At 66.7% G+C, this 17,788-nt stretch carries 17 protein-coding genes; 11 read left to right on the top strand and 6 right to left on the bottom strand.

Annotated elements, in window-relative coordinates; all coding sequences use genetic code 11:
* Positions 1 to 222 precede the first annotated feature (222 nt).
* From AB5S05_RS15275 to lipB, 11 genes are all read left to right on the top strand, one after another.
* Positions 223 to 1,491, top strand: a complete 1,269-nt coding sequence (locus AB5S05_RS15275) for a glutamate-5-semialdehyde dehydrogenase (protein ID WP_369288379.1) — start codon at positions 223 to 225, stop codon at positions 1,489 to 1,491.
* A complete protein-coding gene (nadD, locus tag AB5S05_RS15270) occupies positions 1,484 to 2,158 on the top strand; it encodes a nicotinate-nucleotide adenylyltransferase (RefSeq protein ID WP_369288378.1) in 675 nt (224 codons plus the stop codon). Before AB5S05_RS15275 ends, nadD begins: the two co-directional genes overlap by 8 nt.
* A 37-nt stretch (positions 2,159 to 2,195) precedes the next feature.
* Positions 2,196 to 2,555: a ribosome silencing factor gene (gene rsfS / locus AB5S05_RS15265; protein WP_369288461.1), complete on the top strand. Its 360-nt coding sequence runs from the start codon at positions 2,196 to 2,198 to the stop codon at positions 2,553 to 2,555.
* 12 nt (positions 2,556 to 2,567) lie between these two features.
* Entirely contained in the window at positions 2,568 to 3,035 is a 468-nt protein-coding gene (rlmH, locus tag AB5S05_RS15260; protein ID WP_369288377.1) for a 23S rRNA (pseudouridine(1915)-N(3))-methyltransferase RlmH, read from the top strand.
* Between the two features lie 13 nt (positions 3,036 to 3,048).
* A complete protein-coding gene (mrdA, locus tag AB5S05_RS15255; RefSeq protein ID WP_369288376.1) occupies positions 3,049 to 4,938 on the top strand; it encodes a penicillin-binding protein 2 in 1,890 nt (629 codons plus the stop codon).
* 38 nt (positions 4,939 to 4,976) lie between these two features.
* Positions 4,977 to 6,080: a rod shape-determining protein RodA gene (rodA, locus tag AB5S05_RS15250; RefSeq protein ID WP_369288460.1), complete on the top strand. Its 1,104-nt coding sequence runs from the start codon at positions 4,977 to 4,979 to the stop codon at positions 6,078 to 6,080.
* Between the two features lie 17 nt (positions 6,081 to 6,097).
* Entirely contained in the window at positions 6,098 to 7,108 is a 1,011-nt protein-coding gene (mltB, locus tag AB5S05_RS15245; RefSeq protein ID WP_369288375.1) for a lytic murein transglycosylase B, read from the top strand.
* Positions 7,108 to 8,112: a septal ring lytic transglycosylase RlpA family protein gene (locus tag AB5S05_RS15240; protein WP_369288374.1), complete on the top strand. Its 1,005-nt coding sequence runs from the start codon at positions 7,108 to 7,110 to the stop codon at positions 8,110 to 8,112. The genes mltB and AB5S05_RS15240 overlap by 1 nt, the downstream gene beginning before the upstream one ends.
* Before the next feature lie 123 nt (positions 8,113 to 8,235).
* Positions 8,236 to 9,396: a D-alanyl-D-alanine carboxypeptidase family protein gene (locus AB5S05_RS15235; RefSeq protein ID WP_369288373.1), complete on the top strand. Its 1,161-nt coding sequence runs from the start codon at positions 8,236 to 8,238 to the stop codon at positions 9,394 to 9,396.
* 66 nt (positions 9,397 to 9,462) lie between these two features.
* On the top strand, positions 9,463 to 9,741 hold the full coding sequence (locus AB5S05_RS15230) for a DUF493 domain-containing protein (protein WP_369288372.1): 279 nt from the start codon (positions 9,463 to 9,465) through the stop codon (positions 9,739 to 9,741).
* Complete coding sequence (lipB, locus tag AB5S05_RS15225; RefSeq protein ID WP_369288371.1) at positions 9,741 to 10,364, top strand: lipoyl(octanoyl) transferase LipB; 624 nt, start codon at positions 9,741 to 9,743, stop codon at positions 10,362 to 10,364. The genes AB5S05_RS15230 and lipB overlap by 1 nt, the downstream gene beginning before the upstream one ends.
* A gap of 40 nt (positions 10,365 to 10,404) precedes the next feature.
* Here the strand turns inward: lipB and lipA are convergent, their stop codons facing one another.
* The 6 genes from lipA to leuS form a co-directional block, all read right to left on the bottom strand.
* Positions 10,405 to 11,448: a lipoyl synthase gene (lipA, locus tag AB5S05_RS15220; protein WP_369288370.1), complete on the bottom strand. Its 1,044-nt coding sequence runs from the start codon at positions 11,446 to 11,448 to the stop codon at positions 10,405 to 10,407.
* 277 nt (positions 11,449 to 11,725) lie between these two features.
* Positions 11,726 to 13,006: a lytic murein transglycosylase gene (locus tag AB5S05_RS15215; RefSeq protein WP_369288369.1), complete on the bottom strand. Its 1,281-nt coding sequence runs from the start codon at positions 13,004 to 13,006 to the stop codon at positions 11,726 to 11,728.
* 73 nt (positions 13,007 to 13,079) lie between these two features.
* Positions 13,080 to 13,238: an alternative ribosome rescue factor ArfA gene (arfA, locus tag AB5S05_RS15210; protein ID WP_369288368.1), complete on the bottom strand. Its 159-nt coding sequence runs from the start codon at positions 13,236 to 13,238 to the stop codon at positions 13,080 to 13,082.
* Positions 13,239 to 13,335: 97 nt separating this feature from the next.
* Positions 13,336 to 14,382, bottom strand: coding sequence for a DNA polymerase III subunit delta (gene holA, locus AB5S05_RS15205; protein ID WP_369288367.1), 1,047 nt, complete (start codon positions 14,380 to 14,382; stop codon positions 13,336 to 13,338).
* A 39-nt stretch (positions 14,383 to 14,421) separates the two neighbouring features.
* A complete protein-coding gene (locus AB5S05_RS15200; protein ID WP_369288366.1) occupies positions 14,422 to 15,024 on the bottom strand; it encodes an LPS-assembly lipoprotein LptE in 603 nt (200 codons plus the stop codon).
* A gap of 27 nt (positions 15,025 to 15,051) precedes the next feature.
* On the bottom strand, positions 15,052 to 17,658 hold the full coding sequence (leuS, locus tag AB5S05_RS15195; RefSeq protein WP_369288365.1) for a leucine--tRNA ligase: 2,607 nt from the start codon (positions 17,656 to 17,658) through the stop codon (positions 15,052 to 15,054).
* Between the last annotated feature and the right edge of the window lie 130 nt (positions 17,659 to 17,788).

Here is a 17,788-nt window from a genome sequence, read left to right as displayed (position 1 = left end):
TGTCTGGTCGCGATCATAACAACAAGCGCGCCCTCGATGCCCGCGTCCCAGGGCCTTGTGGCAGGCCACCGCGGCCGCGTGGGTGATCTGCGCCAGGCCGCTGCGGACCCTGCGCGAGGGGCAATTGGCGGCAGCGCGCAACCATCCGCCCGGCGCCGCTGTGCGCGGGGGGCCGGCACCGCTATAATCAGCCGCTTTCCTTGTTGCCAGGCCTGCCAGACCATGACCGAGTCCGTACTCGACTATATGACCCGCCTGGGCCGTGCGGCCCGCGCGGCTTCGCGGGTGATCGCCGGTGCCAGCACCGGGCAGAAGAACCGCGCCCTGCTTGCCGCCGCCGACGCGCTGAACAGCGCCCGTGCCGAACTGACCGCCGCCAACGAGCAAGACCTCGCTGCCGGCCGCGCCAATGGCCTGGAACCGGCCCTGCTCGACCGCCTGGCGCTGACCCCGGCGCGTATCGACGGGATGATCGAGGGGCTGCGCCAGGTCGCCGGCCTGGCCGACCCGGTGGGTGCGATCCGCGACATGAGTTACCGTCCGTCGGGTATCCAGGTCGGCAAGATGCGCGTGCCCCTGGGGGTGATCGGCATCATCTACGAGTCGCGGCCCAACGTGACCATCGATGCCGCCAGCCTGTGCCTGAAGTCCGGCAACGCCACCATCCTGCGCGGCGGCTCGGAAGCCATTCACTCCAATCGCGCGATCGCCGCCTGCATCCAGCAGGGTCTGGCCGCCGCCGATCTGCCGGCGGCCTGCGTGCAGGTGGTGGAAACCACCGACCGCGCCGCCGTGGGCGCGCTGATCACGATGCCGGAGTTCGTCGACGTGATAGTGCCGCGTGGCGGCAAGGGGCTGATCGAGCGCATCAGCCGTGACGCGCGGGTGCCGGTGATCAAGCACCTGGACGGCATCTGCCATGTGTACGTCGATGCCCTGGCCGAAATGCCCAAGGCGCAGAAGATCGCCTTCAATGCCAAGACCTACCGCTACGGCATCTGCGGGGCGATGGAGACCCTGCTGGTCGACCAGGCCATCGCCGCCGTGTTCCTGCCGGGCATGGCGCAGATGTTCGCCGAGAAAGGCGTCGAACTGCGTGGCTGCGAGCGCACCCGCGCGCTGATCGAGGCCAAACCGGCGACCGAGGAAGACTGGAATACCGAATACCTGGCGGCGATCCTGTCGATTCGGGTGGTCGACGGCCTGGACCAGGCCATCGAGCACATCAACCGCTACGGCTCGCACCACACCGACAGCATCGTCACCGAACACCAGGGCCATGCCCGGCGCTTTCTCGCCGAGGTCGACTCCAGCTCGGTGATGCTCAATACCCCGACCTGCTTCGCCGACGGCTTCGAGTACGGCCTGGGCGCCGAGATCGGCATCTCCACCGACAAGCTGCATGCCCGGGGGCCGGTCGGCCTCGAAGGCCTGACCTGCGAGAAGTATGTGGTCATCGGCGACGGCCAGCTGCGCGGGCAGAATGACTAGACGTAGCGGCGCCCGGCGTAGCGACGTGCGACGCATCGGCATCTTCGGTGGCACCTTCGACCCCGTGCATATCGGTCACCTGCGCAGTGCGCTGGAGGTGGCGGAGTTCATGGCGCTCGACCAGTTGCGCCTGATCCCCAGTGCCCGGCCGCCGCACCGCGAGGCGCCCCTGGTGTCGGCGGCCGATCGCCTGGCGATGGTCGAACTGGCGGTGGCCGACTTGCCGGCGCTGTGCGTCGACGATCGCGAACTCAGGCGCGACAAACCGTCGTACAGCATCGACACCCTGGAGTCGCTGCGCGCCGAACTGGCCGCCGACGATCAGCTGTTTCTGCTGATCGGCTGGGATGCCTTCTGCGGCTTGCCGACCTGGCATCGCTGGGAGGAACTGCTGGAGCACTGCCATATCCTGGTGCTGCAGCGACCGGACGCCGACAGCGATGCGCCGGAAGTCCTGCGCAACCTGCTGGCGGCACGCAGCATCAATGACCCGCTGGCGCTGGAAGGGCCGGGCGGACAGATTTCCTTCATCTGGCAGACGCCGCTAGCGGTGTCCGCCACGCAAATCCGCGGGTTGCTGGCGAGCGGCCAATCGGCCCGCTTTCTGGTGCCCGATGCGGTACTGACCTATATCCACGCGCACGGACTGTACCGTGCGGCGAACTGAACACGAGGCAAACGAGTTACCTATGAGCAATCAAGCAATGCGCAGCGAAGACCTGGTCAAACTGGCCATCGCCGCCCTGGAAGACGTCAAGGCCCAGGACATCACCACCATCGACGTGCGCGACAAGACCAGCATCACCGACTACATGGTGATCGCCAGCGGTACCTCCAGCCGTCACGTCAAGTCGCTGGTCGACAACGTGCTGGAGAAGGTCAAGGAGCAGGGCGTGCGTCCGCTGGGCAGCGAGGGCCTGGACTCCGGCGAGTGGGCGCTGCTCGACCTGGGCGATATCGTCGTCCATGTGATGCTGCCGACCGCGCGCCAGTTCTACGACCTCGAGCGTCTGTGGCAGGGCGCCGAGCAGAGCCGCGCGCAGCACGGCACGGGACACGAGTAAGGACGCAGCAGCGTGCGTATCAAACTGATCGCCGTGGGTTCGCGGATGCCGCGCTGGGTCGAGGACGGCTGGCACGAGTATGCCAAGCGCATGCCCGCCGAACTGGCCCTGGAGCTGGTCGAGATTCCCCTGACCACCCGCGGCAAGAATGCCGACGTGGCGCGGATGATCCGTCAGGAGGGCGAAGCCATGCTGGCCAAGGTGCAGCCCGGTGAACGTATCGTCACCCTGGAAGTCGAAGGGCGACCGTGGAGCACCGAGCAGCTGGCTGCCGAACTGGACAAGTGGCGCCTGGACGCGCGCACCGTCAACCTCATGGTCGGCGGGCCGGAAGGCCTGGCGCCGGAGGTGCAGGCACGCAGCGAGCAGCGCTGGTCGCTGTCGCCGCTGACCCTGCCGCACCCGCTGGTGCGTATTCTGCTCGGTGAACAGCTCTACCGGGCCTGGACGGTCTTGTCCGGCCATCCGTACCACAAATAACCAGCAGTCGCCGATGCCGCAGCCGATCCGCTTCAAGGACCACGAAAAAGACGCGCGCTTGATTCGCAAGCGGGTGCTGGTGGGTGCGGCCGTCGTTTTCATGCTGATCGGGGTGCTGGTGGCCCGCCTGTACTACCTGCAGGTGGTGCAGTTCGAGTACCACTCGACCCTGTCGGAAAACAATCGGGTGCACGTGCAGCCGATTCCGCCGACCCGTGGCCTGATCTTCGACCGCAACGGGGTGATAGTCGCCGACAACCGGCCGAGTTTCAGCCTGACCCTGACCCGCGAGCGCGCCGGCGACTGGCGGCAGGTGCTGGACGTCATCGTCGAGGTGCTGGAACTGGGGGAGGACGACCGCGCCCTGTTCGAGAAGCGTGTACAGCAGGGGCGGCGGCCGTTCGAGCCGGTGCCGGTGCTGTTCGAACTGTCCGAAGAGCAGATCGCCCGCATCGCGGTCAACCAGTTCCGTCTACCGGGGGTCGAGGTGGCGGCGCAGCTGGTGCGGCATTACCCGCAGGGCGAGCACTTCGCCCATTCGGTGGGCTATGTCGGGCGGATCAACGAGCAGGAGCTCAAGGGGCTGGACCCGGTGGCCTACAGCGGCACCCACCATATCGGCAAGACCGGCATCGAGCGCTTCTACGAGGACCAGTTGCACGGCGAGGTGGGCTACGAGGAAGTCGAGACCAATGCCCGTGGCCGAGTGCTGCGGGTGCTCAAGCGCACCGACCCGCTGCCCGGCAAGGACCTCACCCTGACCCTCGACGTGCGCCTGCAGGAGGCGGCCGAGGCGGCCCTGGGCGGTCGCCGTGGCGCCATAGTGGCGATCCAGCCGGCCACCGGCGAGGTGCTGGCGATGGTCAGCCAGCCGAGCTTCGATCCCAACCCCTTCGTCACCGGCATCAGTTTCAAGGCCTACGCCGAGCTGCGCGATTCCATCGACCGGCCGCTGTACAACCGGGTGCTGCGCGGCCTGTATCCGCCGGGCTCGACGGTCAAGCCGATGATGGCGGTGGCAGGGCTGGATGCCGGGGTGATCACCCCGTCCTCGCGGGTGTTTGACCCCGGCTTCTACCAGCTGCCGACCCACAGCCACAAGTACCGCAACTGGAACCGCAGCGGCGACGGCTGGGTGAACCTGGAAACGGCGATCATGCGTTCCAACGACACCTACTTCTACGACCTGGCCCACAAGATGGGCATCGATCGCATGCACGACTACATGAGCCGCTTCGGCCTCGGTCAGCGGGTCTCGCTGGACATGTTCGAGGAAACCGCCGGGCTGATGCCGTCGCGCGAGTGGAAGCGTGCGCGTTACCGCCAGCCCTGGTACCCGGGTGAGACCCTGATCCTCGGGATCGGCCAGGGCTACATGCAGACCACCCCGTTGCAGCTGGCCCAGGCGGTGACCCTGATGGCCAACCGCGGCAAGTGGATCCGCCCGCACCTGGCCAAGAGCATCGAAGGCCAGGCGCCGGTCGACGCCGAGCCCATGCCGGATATCCGGCTGCGCGACGCCAGGTTCTGGGATTACGCCCGCTTCGGCATGGAGCAGGTGATGCACGGGGCGCGCGGCACCGCGCGCAAGGTCGGGGACTCGGCGGTCTACCGGATCGCCGGCAAGAGCGGCACCGCGCAGGTGGTGGCGATCAAGCAGGGCGAGAAGTACGACCGCAACAAGATCCAGGAGCGACATCGCGACCACGCGCTGTTCGTCGCCTTCGCCCCGGTGGAGAACCCGCAGATCGCCGTGGCGGTCATGGTCGAGAATGGCGAGTCCGGCTCGGGCGTGGCCGCGCCGGTGGTCAAGCAGGTGATGGATGCCTGGTTGCTGAATGCCGACGGCCAGCTCAAGGCCGAGTACGCCAGGCCGCCGATAGCCGAGGTGGGCCAGCGATGAACAGCAATTTCGATCGAACCCTGTCCGACGAGGACGTGTTGCGCCGCCGCGCCAGCCTGCTGCAGCGCCTGCATGTCGACGGCATCCTGCTGTTGCTGTTGCTGATGCTGGCGGCCGGCAGCCTGTTCATCCTCTATTCGGCCAGCGGCAAGAACCTCGACCTGCTGATCAAGCAGGCCAGTTCCTTCGGTATCGGCTTATTCGGCATGCTCGTCATCGCCCAGTTCGAGCCGCGCTTCATGGCCCGCTGGGTGCCTCTGGCCTATGTCGCCGGGGTCGGTCTGCTGGTGGCGGTGGACGTGATGGGCCACAACGCCATGGGTGCTACGCGCTGGATCAACATCCCCGGGGTGATTCGCTTCCAACCCTCGGAATTCATGAAGATCATCATGCCGGCGACCATCGCCTGGTACCTGTCCAAGCGCAACCTGCCGCCAAGCCTGAAGCACATCGGCATCAGCCTGGCGCTGATCGGCATGCCCTTCGTGCTGATCCTGCTGCAGCCGGATCTGGGCACCTCGCTGCTGGTGATCGCCTCCGGCGCCTTCGTCCTGTTCATCGCCGGGCTGCAGTGGCGCTGGATCCTCGGCGCGGTGGCGGCGCTGGTGCCGGTGGCGGTGGGCATGTGGTTCTTCGTCCTGCGCGAATACCAGAAGCAGCGGGTGCTGACCTTCCTCAATCCGGAGAGCGACCCGCTGGGCAGCGGCTGGAACATCATCCAGTCGAAGGCGGCGATCGGTTCGGGCGGCGTGTGGGGCAAGGGCTGGCTGCAGGGCACCCAGTCGCACCTGGATTTTTTGCCGGAAAGCCACACGGACTTTATCATTGCCGTACTCGCCGAGGAGTTCGGCCTGGTCGGGGTCTGCCTGCTGTTGCTGATGTACCTGCTGCTGATCAGTCGCGGCCTGGTGATTACCGTGCAGGCGCAGACGCTGTTCGGTAAGCTGCTGGCCGGCGCCCTGACCATGACGTTCTTCGTTTACGTTTTCGTCAATATCGGCATGGTCAGCGGGTTGCTGCCGGTGGTGGGGGTGCCGCTGCCGTTCATCAGCTACGGTGGCACCTCGCTGATCACCTTGCTCGCCGGATTTGGCATCTTGATGTCGATCCACACTCACCGAAAGTGGATTACTCAGGTCTGATTGGGGTTATGAATTCGATGCAAAGATTGCGCGACCGGCTCGCCCGGCATGCACATTGGCTCGGCCTGGCGGCTGCGCTTGGCGCGACTGGGCCGGCCCTGGCCGCGGACTATGAGGGTTCGCCGCAGGTCGCCGAGTTCGTCGCCGAAATGACCCGCGAATACGGCTTCGCCGGCGAACAGCTGACGCGTCTGTTCGCCGAGGCCCAGCGCAAGCAATCGATCCTCGACGCCATCTCGCGCCCGGCGGAGAAGGTCAAGCCGTGGAAGGACTACCGGCCGATCTTCATTACCGACTCGCGCATCGCCCGTGGCGTGGACTTTTGGCGCGAGCACCAGGCGACCCTGGAGCGCGCCGAGCAGGAATACGGCGTGCCGGCCCAGGTCATAGTGGCGATCATCGGCGTGGAGACCTTCTACGGCGGCAATACCGGTGGCTATCGGGTGCTCGATGCGCTGTCCACCCTGGCCTTCGATTATCCGCCGCGTGCGCCCTTCTTTCGCAAGGAGCTGCGCGAGTTCCTCATGCTGGCGCGCGAGGAGCAGGTCGACCCGCTCAGCCTCACCGGCTCCTATGCCGGCGCCATGGGCCTGCCGCAGTTCATGCCGAGCAGCTTCCGCGCCTACGCGGTGGACTTCGATGGCGATGGCCAGATCAATATCTGGAACAACCCGGTGGACGCCATCGGCAGCGTCGCCAGTTATTTCCAGCGCCATGGCTGGCAGGCCGGCGAACCGGTGGTCAGCGTCGCCCGGGTCAGCGGCGAGCAGGTCGAGCAGGGCCTGACCCCCGGCCTGGACCCGGTGAACAACCTCGGCGAGTTGCGCGCGCTGGGTTGGTCGAGCCGCGATGCCCTGAGCGACGATCTGCCGGTCACCGCCTTTCGCCTGGAGGGCGCCGAGGGTGACGAATACTGGCTGGGGCTGCCGAACTTCTTCGTCATCACCCGCTACAACCGCAGCGTGATGTACGCCATGGCGGTCAACCAGCTGGCCGAGCTGCTGGCCGACGCACGGGGGCACCACTGATGCTGCGTGCTTCGTGCAAAATCGCCGCCTATGGTGGCCTGGCGCTGTTGCTGGCGAGCTGTTCGTCCACCCGCTCGCCGCAGCCGGTGGCGCCGCTGAAACCCGGTGCGAGCCTCTCCGGTCCCGGCGACTACAGCCGACCGCACAAGGACGGCGCGCCCTGGTGGGACGTCGATGTCTCGAAGATCCACGACGCGGTGCCAATGCCGCACAACGGCGCGTTCAAGGCCAACCCCTACACCGTGCTGGGCAAGACCTACTACCCGATCAGCGATGCCCGCCGCTACAGCGCCGTCGGCACTGCGTCCTGGTATGGCACCAAGTTCCATGGCCAGGCCACCGCCAATGGCGAGGCCTACGACCTCTATGGCATGACCGCCGCGCACAAGACCCTGCCGCTGCCCAGCTATGTGCGGGTGACCAACCTGGACAACCAGCGCAGCGTGATCCTGCGGGTCAACGACCGCGGCCCCTTCTATTCGGACCGGATCATCGACCTGTCCTTCGCCGCGGCGAAAAAGCTCGGCTACGCCGAAAGCGGCACGGCGCGGGTCAAGGTCGAGGGCATCGACCCGCATGAGTGGTGGGCCCAGCAGGGCCGGCCGGTGCCGATGATGCTGGCCGCAGCGCAGCCGGTGGTGAAGGCACAGGCGGTCGCCCAGCCGCTGGCGCCGGCGCTCGAGCAGTATTCGCCGCCCCCGCAGCAGCATGCCGCCGCCGTCCTGCCGGTGCAGATAGACGCAAAAAAAAACGCTTCAGTCGCAGTCTCTGGCCTGTATCTCCAAGTGGGCGCCTTCGCCAATCCGGACGCTGCGGAGCTGCTCAAGGCCCGCTTGAGCGAGACCGTGGCTGCCCCGGTCTTCATCAGCTCAGTGGTGCGCAACCAGCAGATCCTGCATCGCGTGCGCCTGGGGCCGATCGGCAGCCGGGGCGAGGCTGAGCAGTTGCAGGACAGCCTGCGCCTGGCCAATCTGGGCCAGCCGACCCTGGTAAAGGCCGATTGATGGGCACTATTCGGCCATTACCCTGACTAAGCATTGAGCCATCTCCAGGCGCTCCGAGCCTGGCCGGCGCCACACCATTTGCCCTGCGGGGCCTGTTCCACCCATCGCACACTCGAGAGACGGATGAATACCACCAGCTTTGCGCAACGCGTTTTCTTGTCCCTTCTGCTGCTCATCGCGCCGGCCGCCTGGGCCAGCCAGATGGTGATCCCGGCGCCGCCGCAGCTGGCGGCCAAGTCCTATGTGTTGATGGATGCGGCCAGCGGCAACGTCCTGATCGAGCACAATGCCGACGAGCGCCTGCCGCCGGCCAGCCTGACCAAGCTGATGACCGCCTACCTGGCGACCCTGGACATCAATCGCGGCCAGATCAAGGGCAGCGACCTGGTCCGCATCAGCGAGAAGGCCTGGCGCATGGGCGGCTCGAAGATGTTCATCGAGGTCGGCAAGGAGGTCGCGGTCGACGACCTGCTGCACGGCATCATCATCCAGTCCGGCAACGACGCCAGCGTGGCCCTGGCCGAGCATATCGCCGGCAGCGAAGAAGCCTTCGCCGACATGATGAATGCCACCGCCGAACGCCTGGGCATGAGCAACAGCCAGTTCCGCAACGCCACCGGCTGGCCGGACCCGGAGCACTACTCGTCGGCCAAGGACATGGCCAAGCTGGCGCGCGCGATCATCTACGAAGACCCGCAGCACTATGCGATCTACGCGCAGAAAGAGTTCCTCTGGAACGGCATCAAGCAGCCCAATCGCAACCTGCTGCTGTGGCGTGACAAGACCGTCGACGGCCTGAAGACCGGGCATACCGACGAGGCCGGCTACTGCCTGGTGTCCTCCGCGGTGCGTGACGGCATGCGCCTGATCTCGGTGGTGTTCGGTACCAACAGCGAGCAGGCCCGCGCCGCCGAGACGCAGAAGCTGCTGACCTATGGTTTCCGCTTCTTCGAGACCCGCACCTTCTACCAGAAGGGCGCCGAGCTGACCCAGGCCCAGGTCTGGAAAGGCACCTCCAGCCTGCTCAAGGCCGGTCTGGCCAGCGATCTGACCCTGACCCTGCCCAAGGGCCAGCTGGACAAGCTGCAGGCGGGCATGACCCTCAATCCGCAACTGATGGCGCCGATCCAGCAGGGCGAAGTGATCGGCAAGGTCGAGGTGAAACTGGGTGACGAGGTGGTGCACAGCGCCGACCTGGTGGCCCTGGAGTCCGTCGACGAGGGTGGCCTGCTGCGCCGCCTGTGGGATAGCATTCGCCTGTTCTTCTACGGACTGTTCAATTGATTCTGCCCTCGCGCGCCCTCAACCCGGGGCGCGCTCTTCTGGACGGGCCACAAGCCCGCTGATGCCATGACCGATACCGAAGCAAAAGCCCCGAAAATCGAATTCCCCTGCGAACGCTATCCGATCAAGGTGATCGGCGACGCCGGCGAGGGCTTCGCCGAGCTGGTGGTCGAGGTGATCCAGCGCCACGCGCCGGACCTCGACGCGACCTCCCTGGTGGTGCGCGACAGCCGCAATGGCCGTTTCCTCTCGGTGCAGGTGCTGATCACCGCCACCGGCGTCGAGCAGCTGCAGGCCATCCACGTCGACCTGCGCGCCACCGGCCGCGTGCACATGGTGCTCTAGTGTCCGAGCTGGTCGTACGCCATCTTGGCGTGGTGGACTATCTGCCGACCCTGGACGCGATGCGCCGGCTGACCGCCGAGCGCGACGCGCTGACGCCCGATGAAATCTGGCTGCTGCAGCATCCCCGGGTCTTCACCCAGGGCCAGGCCGGCAAGCCCGAGCACCTGTTGGCGCCGGGCGACATTCCGGTGATTCAGGTCGAGCGCGGCGGCCAGGTCACCTACCATGGCCCGGGCCAGCTGGTGGCCTACCTGCTGCTGGATCTGCGCCGCCTGAACCTGGGCGTGCGCGAGCTGGTCACCGCGATGGAGCAGAGCCTGGTGGATGTGCTGGCCAGCTATGGCGTGGCGGCGGCGCCGAAGGCCGATGCGCCCGGGGTGTACGTCGACGGCGACAAGATCGCCTCGTTGGGCCTGAGGGTCAGCCGCGGCTGCTCGTTCCACGGCCTGGCGCTCAATGTGGACATGGACATGTCGCCCTTCTGGCGGATCAACCCCTGCGGCTATGCGGGGCTGAAAATGGTCCAGCTGCGGGATCTGCTCGATGTACCGCCGGCCTTCGAGGAGGTGACGCAGCGCCTCGAGCAAGCGCTGCGCCAGCGGCTGGGGTACGCCACCCCGTAACCCGGATCAGCCGAAGGCGTAATCCGGGGAAGGCAAGCGATCAGTTCAGATTGAGAGTCGGAATCAGGCTGGCGTCAACGTCCTGGCCCGGTACCGGCACCGGTGCGGCCAGGCCCAGGTTGTTCTTCTCGAACACCTTGTCGGCCCGGTAGCTGGAACGCACCAGGGGGCCGGCGGCGACTTCCATGAAGCCCTTTGCCAGGCCGATCTCGCGGAAGCGATTGAACTCTTCGGGGCTGACCCAGCGCTTGACCGGCAGGTGGTTGCGGGTGGGCTGCAGGTACTGGCCGAGGGTGAGGATGTCCACGCCGACGGCGCGCAGGTCGTCCATGGTTTCCACGACCTCTTCATCGGTTTCGCCCAGGCCCAGCATCAGGCTGGTCTTGGTCAGCACGTCCGGGCGGTGGCGCTTGGCATGTGCCAGTACGTTCAGGGTCTTCTCGTAGCCGGCGCGCGGGTCACGCACCACGTGGGTCAGGCGCTTGACCGTTTCGACGTTCTGCGCGAACACCTCGAGGCCGGAATCCACCACCTGTTCGATGGCCTGCAGGTCGCCGTCGAAGTCCGGGGTCAGGGCTTCCACCACCACCTGCGGGGTATTTCTCTTGATCGCGCGCACGCAGGTGGCGTAGTGGCTGGCGCCGCCATCATCGAGGTCGTCGCGATCCACCGAGGTCAGCACGATATAGCGCAGCGCCATCAGCTCGACGGACTTGGCCGTGTTCTGCGGCTCTTCCTGGTCCAGCCAGCCATTCGGGTTGCCGGTATCCACCGCGCAGAAGCGGCACGCCCGGGTGCACACCGAGCCCATCAGCATGATGGTGGCGGTGCCGTTGGACCAGCATTCGCCCATGTTCGGGCAGTGCGATTCCTGGCAGACGGTGCTCAGACGGTGCTCGCCGACGTTGCGCTTGACTGCTTCGAAGCGGCTGCCGCCAGGCGCCTTGACCCGCAGCCATTTGGGCTTGGGTTCGAATACCTGGGGTTCGGCGGCGGCACGGCGCTTCTGGCCATCCTTGATCGCGGTGATGCCCTGGACGGTGCGGAATTTGTCACCGCTGGCGACGGGTTTGCTGTCTGACATCGGAAATCTGGACTCCGGTAGAGGCTCCAATTGGCGAGAGGCTTGTGGCCGCCGCGAAGTTTATCACAGAAGCGGTTTGCGCCGCCCGGCGGCCAGCTCTGCTGGTGGTGCGGTGGGCCCTCCATCAGCCGGCGCGCCGCGCGAGACAAGAGACACGCGCCTATCGACGGGCGAACGCTGGCGACATGAAAAAAGGCGACCCTGGGGTCGCCTTGTTGCACGCTGCACGCTGCACGCTGCACGCTGCACGCTGCACGCTGCACGCTGCACGCTGCACTCAGCGCTGGCGCAGCAACTCGAGCAGCTGGTGGTTCGGGTAGCCGTCGGCTGGCTGTCCCTGCAGCTGCTGGAAGGCGCGCACCGCCTTGCGCGTATTGGCGCCGATGATGCCGTCGGCCGGGCCGGGCTCCAGGCCATTGCGTGCCAGCCTTTCCTGCAACTCGATGCGTTCGCTGCGGCCGAGCTGGCGCTCGCCGCGGGGCCAGCTGGCCTTGACGCCAGCGCCACCGCGCAGGCCATCGGCCAGCAGGCCAATCGCCAGGGCGTAGGAGGTCGAGTTGTTGTACTTGAGGATGCTGCGGAAGTTGTTCAGCAGCAGGAAGGCCGGGCCGCGATGCCCGGCCGGCAGCAGCAGGGTGGCGCTGCTCGTCTGGCGCAGGCCGCTGCCTGTCGGGCCCATGGGGCTGATGCCCAGCGCGAACCACTCGGCCAGGCTGCGGCGGTTGTCCGGGTCGGCCAGGCTGTAGTCGAAGCGCTCCGGCAGCTTGACCTCGAAGCCCCAGGGCTGGTCTTGCTGCCAGCCCGAGGCCTGCAGGTAGTGGGCTGCCGAGGCCAGGGCGTCGACCGGCGAGTTCCACAGGTCGCGGCGGCCGTCGCCGTCGAAATCCACCGCATGCTGGTTGTAGGTGGTCGGCATGAACTGGGTCTGCCCCATGGCGCCGGCCCAGGAGCCGACCAGGCGCTCGGGGCTGATGTCACCGTGCTGGAGGATCTGCAGCACGGCCAGCAGCTGGCTGCGCCAGAAGGCCTGGCGCCGGCCCTGGAAGGCCAGGGTAGCGAGCGAGCGGATCACGCTGTGATTGCCGATATTGCTGCCGAAGTTGCTTTCCAGGCCCCAGATCGCTACCAGCACCTCGTCGTCCACGGCATAGCGCTGCTCGATCCTGCTCAGGCTGGCGCGATGCTGCTCGAGCAGGCTGCGGCCCTGGGCGATGCGGCTGGGCGAGACGGCGCCGTCGAGGTATTCCCACACCGGGCGGGTGAATTCGGGTTGGCTGCTGTCGGCTGCCAGCACGTCCGGATTGGGGCTGACGCCGGCAAAGGCGCGATCGAATAGCTCGGCGGCGATGCCGGCGGCGATGGCGTCACTGCGCAGCAGGCTGCGCCATTGCTCGAAGCTCAGGACCGGTTCGACGGCAGTCGGCGTCACCGGGGTGTCGGCCTGGGCGGTGGAGGGGCTGGGCAGCGGTTGTGCCGGCACCTCGCTGCAGGCGCACAACAACAGGAGACAAGAGGCCGCGGCGGTGTGGGACAGGCCACGAAGAAACAGGCTGGACATGGTGATCTCAATGGGTTTTGCAGGTCGCTACCTTAGCATGCCTGAGGCGCCGTAGGCGCTTGGGGCGGGGCTTTCAGGCCGCCATAAAGAATGAAACCTCCCAGGGCTGCTGGGAGGTTTCGCGGCGATAGCTGCCTTTGCCTTTGCCCGGGGTTTGCTGGCGACAGCGAAACAGGGGTTGGGCGATCAGGGATTTGGCCTTGTTCGGGCCATGCTTGGTTTTCTTGGCCATGGTGGGTCCTCGGCGTCCGCCCGCCGGCTGCGGGCGTCGCGATGATGATCCGTTGATCAAAAAATGTCCAGCGGGCGGTGGTGCCGGCGCGTGACGATCAATAGCCGGTGTCGCGGGGCAGCCCCAGGCGCTGGCCGCAGATGGCCAGGGTCAGCAGGCTCAGGCCGCTCCAGGGGTCGCCGGCGGCCTGGCCCTTGATCTGGGCGTCGATGCGCTGGGCATCGAGCAGCAGTTGCGCCCAGCGGGCGGCGCTGTGGCGCTGCAGGGCCTTGCTGAGCAGCGGTCGGCGCTTGTCCCAGACCGGCGGGCGTGCCGAGCTGAAGGCCTTGTCCAGGGGCACGCCCTGACCATGCTGCTGGGCGATATTGGCCAGCAGGCGCAATTCGCGGGCCAGGGCCCAGAGAATCACCGGCGGCTCCACCCCTTCGCCGCGCAGGCCCTCGAGCATGCGCAGGGCGTGGGCGGACTCGCCGCCCAGGGCCGCGTCGATCAGGCCGAACACGTCGAAGCGGGCGCTGTCGGCCACCGCGGCATGCACGGTGCCGGCATCGATCTGGCCGCCTTCGGCGAGCAGCTTGAGTTTCTCGATCTCCTGGGCCGCCGCCAGCAGGTTGCCTTCCACGCGCACGGCGATCATCTCCACCGCTTCCTGGCTGGCGCTCAGGCCGGCCTGGGCCAGGCGCTGGCGGATCCATTGCGGCAGCTGGTGGGCATCCACCGGCCAGACCTGCAGGAACTGGCTATGCGGCCCGTCGATCAGGGCCTTGGCCCACTTGGTCTTCTGGGCGCTGCCATCGAGCTTGGGCAGGCTGATCAGCAGCACGGTGTCTTCCGGCGGTCGGCTGAGGTACTGCAGCAGGGCCTGGGCGCCCTTGTCCCCGGGCTTGCCGGACGGCAGGCGCAGTTCCAGCAGGCGCTTGTCGGCGAACAGCGAGAGGCTGGCGCCGGCCTGCAGCAGATTGCCCCAGTCGAAGTTGGCCTCGGCGTTGAATACCTGGCGCTCGCTGAAGTTCTGCTGGCGGGAGGCAGCGCGGATGGCGTCGCAGGCTTCCTGGCAGAGCAGCGGCTCATCGCCACTGACCACATACACCGGCGCCAGGTTGCCCTGCAGGTGTTTGCCGAGTTGCGCGGGGTTGAGTTTCATCGAGCGTCTGGGCGGGGCCGCGTGGCGGCCCCGGGCGCCTTAAGGGGCGGGCTGCAGTGGTGACTGCTGTGGCTGTGCGGCGGCGCGCTGGCGAGCGGCCTCCAGTGCCTCGGCTTCCGCCTTGGCCTTGGCCTCGGCGGTGCGTTGCAGCTGCTCGAGCTGCTCCGGCGTCACCAGGCGCAGGCGCTGAACCAGCTGCTGAATCAGCTCGCGGCGCATTTCCTGGCGCAGCTGACGGGCCTCCTCGTCGGAGCCGATCAGGTTGTTGCTGTCCTGAGAATAGAAGCTCTGTACCTCCAGCTGGTTGCTCATCAGCAGCAGGTTCTGCGTCCCGCGGATCTCATAATCGAGGGTGGTGGTCAGCTCGTTCTCGGCGCTACGGGCGGAGCTGGTGTAGCTGGCGGTGCGCCGCTGCTCGCTCTCGTTGCTCAGCACCAGGCGGTAGGGCGCGCCGGGATAGACCTTGACGCCGTTGCTCTCGAGCACGTCGCGCAGCTGCTGGGTGGTATCGCCATAGGCGTTGCGCGCGCTGAGGTCGAGTTCCTTGAGGGCGAAGTCGACCTCGCCGGTGCCGCGCAGCTGGAAGCCGCAGGCGCCGAGCAACGCAGACAGGCCGATTACCAACAGATTCCGTTTCATCATCTTTGCTATCCCCATTGGCCTGTTAAATCAGTTGGCGACGATATTGACCAGCTTGCCCGGCACCACGATGACCTTGCGGATCGTCAGGCCTTCGGTGAAGCGCAGCACGTTCTCGTTGACCCGCGCCGCCGCCTCGACCTCTTCGCGGCTGGCGCTGGCCGGCATCTCGATCTGGCCGCGCAGCTTGCCGTTGACCTGGATCACCAGGGTCAGGCTGTCCTGCACCAGGGCGGCCTCGTCCACGGCCGGCCAGGGTGCATCGATGATCGCGCCCTCGTGGCCCAGTTCGTGCCACAGCGTGTGGCAGATGTGCGGGGCGATCGGGGCGAGCAGCAGGGCCACGGTTTCCAGGCCTTCCTGTTGCAGGGCGCGATCCTGGGCGCTGTCCAGCGAGGTGCGCTCCAGCACGTTCATCAGGGTCATCACCGCGGCGATGGCGGTGTTGAACTTGTGGTGCTGGCCGATATCGGTGCTGGCCTGCTTGATCGCCAGGTGGATGGCGCGGCGCACCTCCTTCTGCGCGTCGCTCAGCGTCGCCTTGTCCAGCGCGCCGGGCAGGCCGGCGCTGACGTGAGCCTGGGCCAGGCGCCAGACGCGGCGCAGGAAGCGGCTGGCGCCCTCGACGCCGGAGTCGGACCATTCCAGGCTCATGTCCGGCGGCGAGGCGAACATCATGAACAGGCGGCAGGTGTCGGCGCCGTAGGCATCGATCATGGCCTGCGGGTCGACGCCGTTGTTCTTCGACTTGGACATCTTCTCGGTGCCGCCGATCTCCACCGGCAGGTCGTCGCTGGCGAGCTTGGCGGCGATGACCTTGCCCTTGGCGTCGCGCTCGACGATGACGTCGGCCGGGTTGAACCAGTCCTTGCCGCCGTTATCCGCCAGGCGGTAGTAGGTATCGGCGACCACCATGCCCTGGGTCAGCAGGTTCTTGAACGGCTCGTTGGACGACAGCAGGCCTTCGTCGCGCATCAGCTTGTGGAAGAAGCGCGCGTACAGCAGGTGCAGGATGGCGTGCTCGATGCCGCCGATGTACTGGTCCACCGGCAGCCAGTGGTTGGCCGCCGCCGGATCGACCATGCCGCCGGTGTACTGCGGACTGGCGTAGCGGGCGAAGTACCAGGACGATTCGACGAAGGTGTCCATGGTGTCGGTTTCGCGCTTGGCCGGCGCGCCGCATTTCGGGCAGCTGCACTGGTAGAACTCGGGCATGCGTGCCAGCGGGCTGCCGGCGCCGTCGGGCACCACGTCTTCGGGCAGCACCACCGGCAGCTGGTCTTCCGGCACCGGTACGTCGCCGCAGCTGTCGCAGTGGATGATCGGGATCGGGCAGCCCCAGTAGCGCTGGCGGCTGATGCCCCAGTCGCGCAGGCGGAACTGGGTGCGCGCCTGGCCGAGCTGCTTGTTCTGCAGGGCCACTTCGATGGCGTCGAAGGCGCCTTCGAAGTCCAGGCCGTCGAATGCGCCGGAGTTGATCAGCTGGCCGTGCTCGCCGTAGGCGTCCTGCCAGGGGGCTGGGGTCTCGTCGCCGGCGCTGGTGCGGATCACCGGCTTGATCGGCAGGTCGTATTTGTGGGCGAACTCGAAGTCGCGCTCGTCGTGGGCCGGCACGGCCATCACCGCGCCGTCGCCGTAGTGGATCAGCACGTAGTTGGCGACCCACACCGGCAGCTTCTCGCCGGTCAGCGGGTGCTCGACGAACAGGCCGGTGGCCAGGCCCTTCTTCTCCTGGGTGGCGATGTCGGCTTCGGCGACGCCGCCACGCTTGCATTCGTCGATGAAGGCCTGCAGCTCGGCATTGTCCTTGGCCGCCAGGGTGGCCAGGTGGTGCTCGGCGGCCACCGCCACGTAGGTGGCGCCCATCAGGGTGTCGGGGCGGGTGGTGAAGACCTTGAGCGTGCCGCTCTCGCCGATGCTGGCCTGGTCATAGGGGAAGCTGACTTCCATGCCGCGCGACTTGCCGATCCAGTTGCGCTGCATGGTCTTGACCTGCTCGGGCCAGCCATCCAGTTCGTCCAGGCTGTTCAAGAGTTCATCCGCGTAGGCGGTGATCTTGAAGTAGTACATGGGGATCTCGCGCTTCTCGATCAGCGCGCCAGAGCGCCAGCCGCGGCCGTCGATGACCTGCTCGTTGGCCAGTACGGTCTGGTCGACCGGGTCCCAGTTGACGGTGCCGTTCTTGCGGTAGATAACGCCCTTCTCGAACAGGCGGGTGAACAGCCACTGTTCCCAGCGGTAGTAGTCCGGCTTGCAGGTGGTGACTTCGCGCGACCAGTCGATGGCCAGGCCCAGGCTCTTGAGCTGGGTCTTCATGTAGTCGATGTTCTCGTAGGTCCACTTGGCCGGCGCGACCTTGTTCTTCATCGCGGCGTTTTCCGCCGGCATGCCGAAGGCGTCCCAGCCCATCGGCTGCAGCACGTTCTTGCCCTGCATGCGCTGGTAGCGGGCGATCACGTCGCCGATGGTGTAGTTGCGCACGTGACCCATGTGCAGCTTGCCGCTCGGGTAGGGGAACATCGACAGGCAATAGAAGGTGTCCTTGCCCGGCTGTTCACTCACTACAAAGGATTTCTGCGCGTCCCAGTGGGATTGCGCGGCGGCTTCGATTTCGCGTGGCTGATACTGTTCGTGCATGGCTACTGGCGCTGAGGAATGGGGGCTTTCGGTAAACGCCGTAGCATACATGACCCCCCTCGGCTGAGGGAAACCCTGATTGCGCCTGGCTTTGCCATTGCCAGCCTGCGCGCGCCGTCTGTCGCTGGAT

The sequence above is a fragment of the Pseudomonas zhanjiangensis genome (genome assembly GCF_041027545.1).
Lineage (GTDB): Bacteria > Pseudomonadota > Gammaproteobacteria > Pseudomonadales > Pseudomonadaceae > Aquipseudomonas > Aquipseudomonas zhanjiangensis.
Note: the sequence above shows the minus strand (reverse complement) of the source record. Positions and strands in the feature narration are given on the sequence as shown.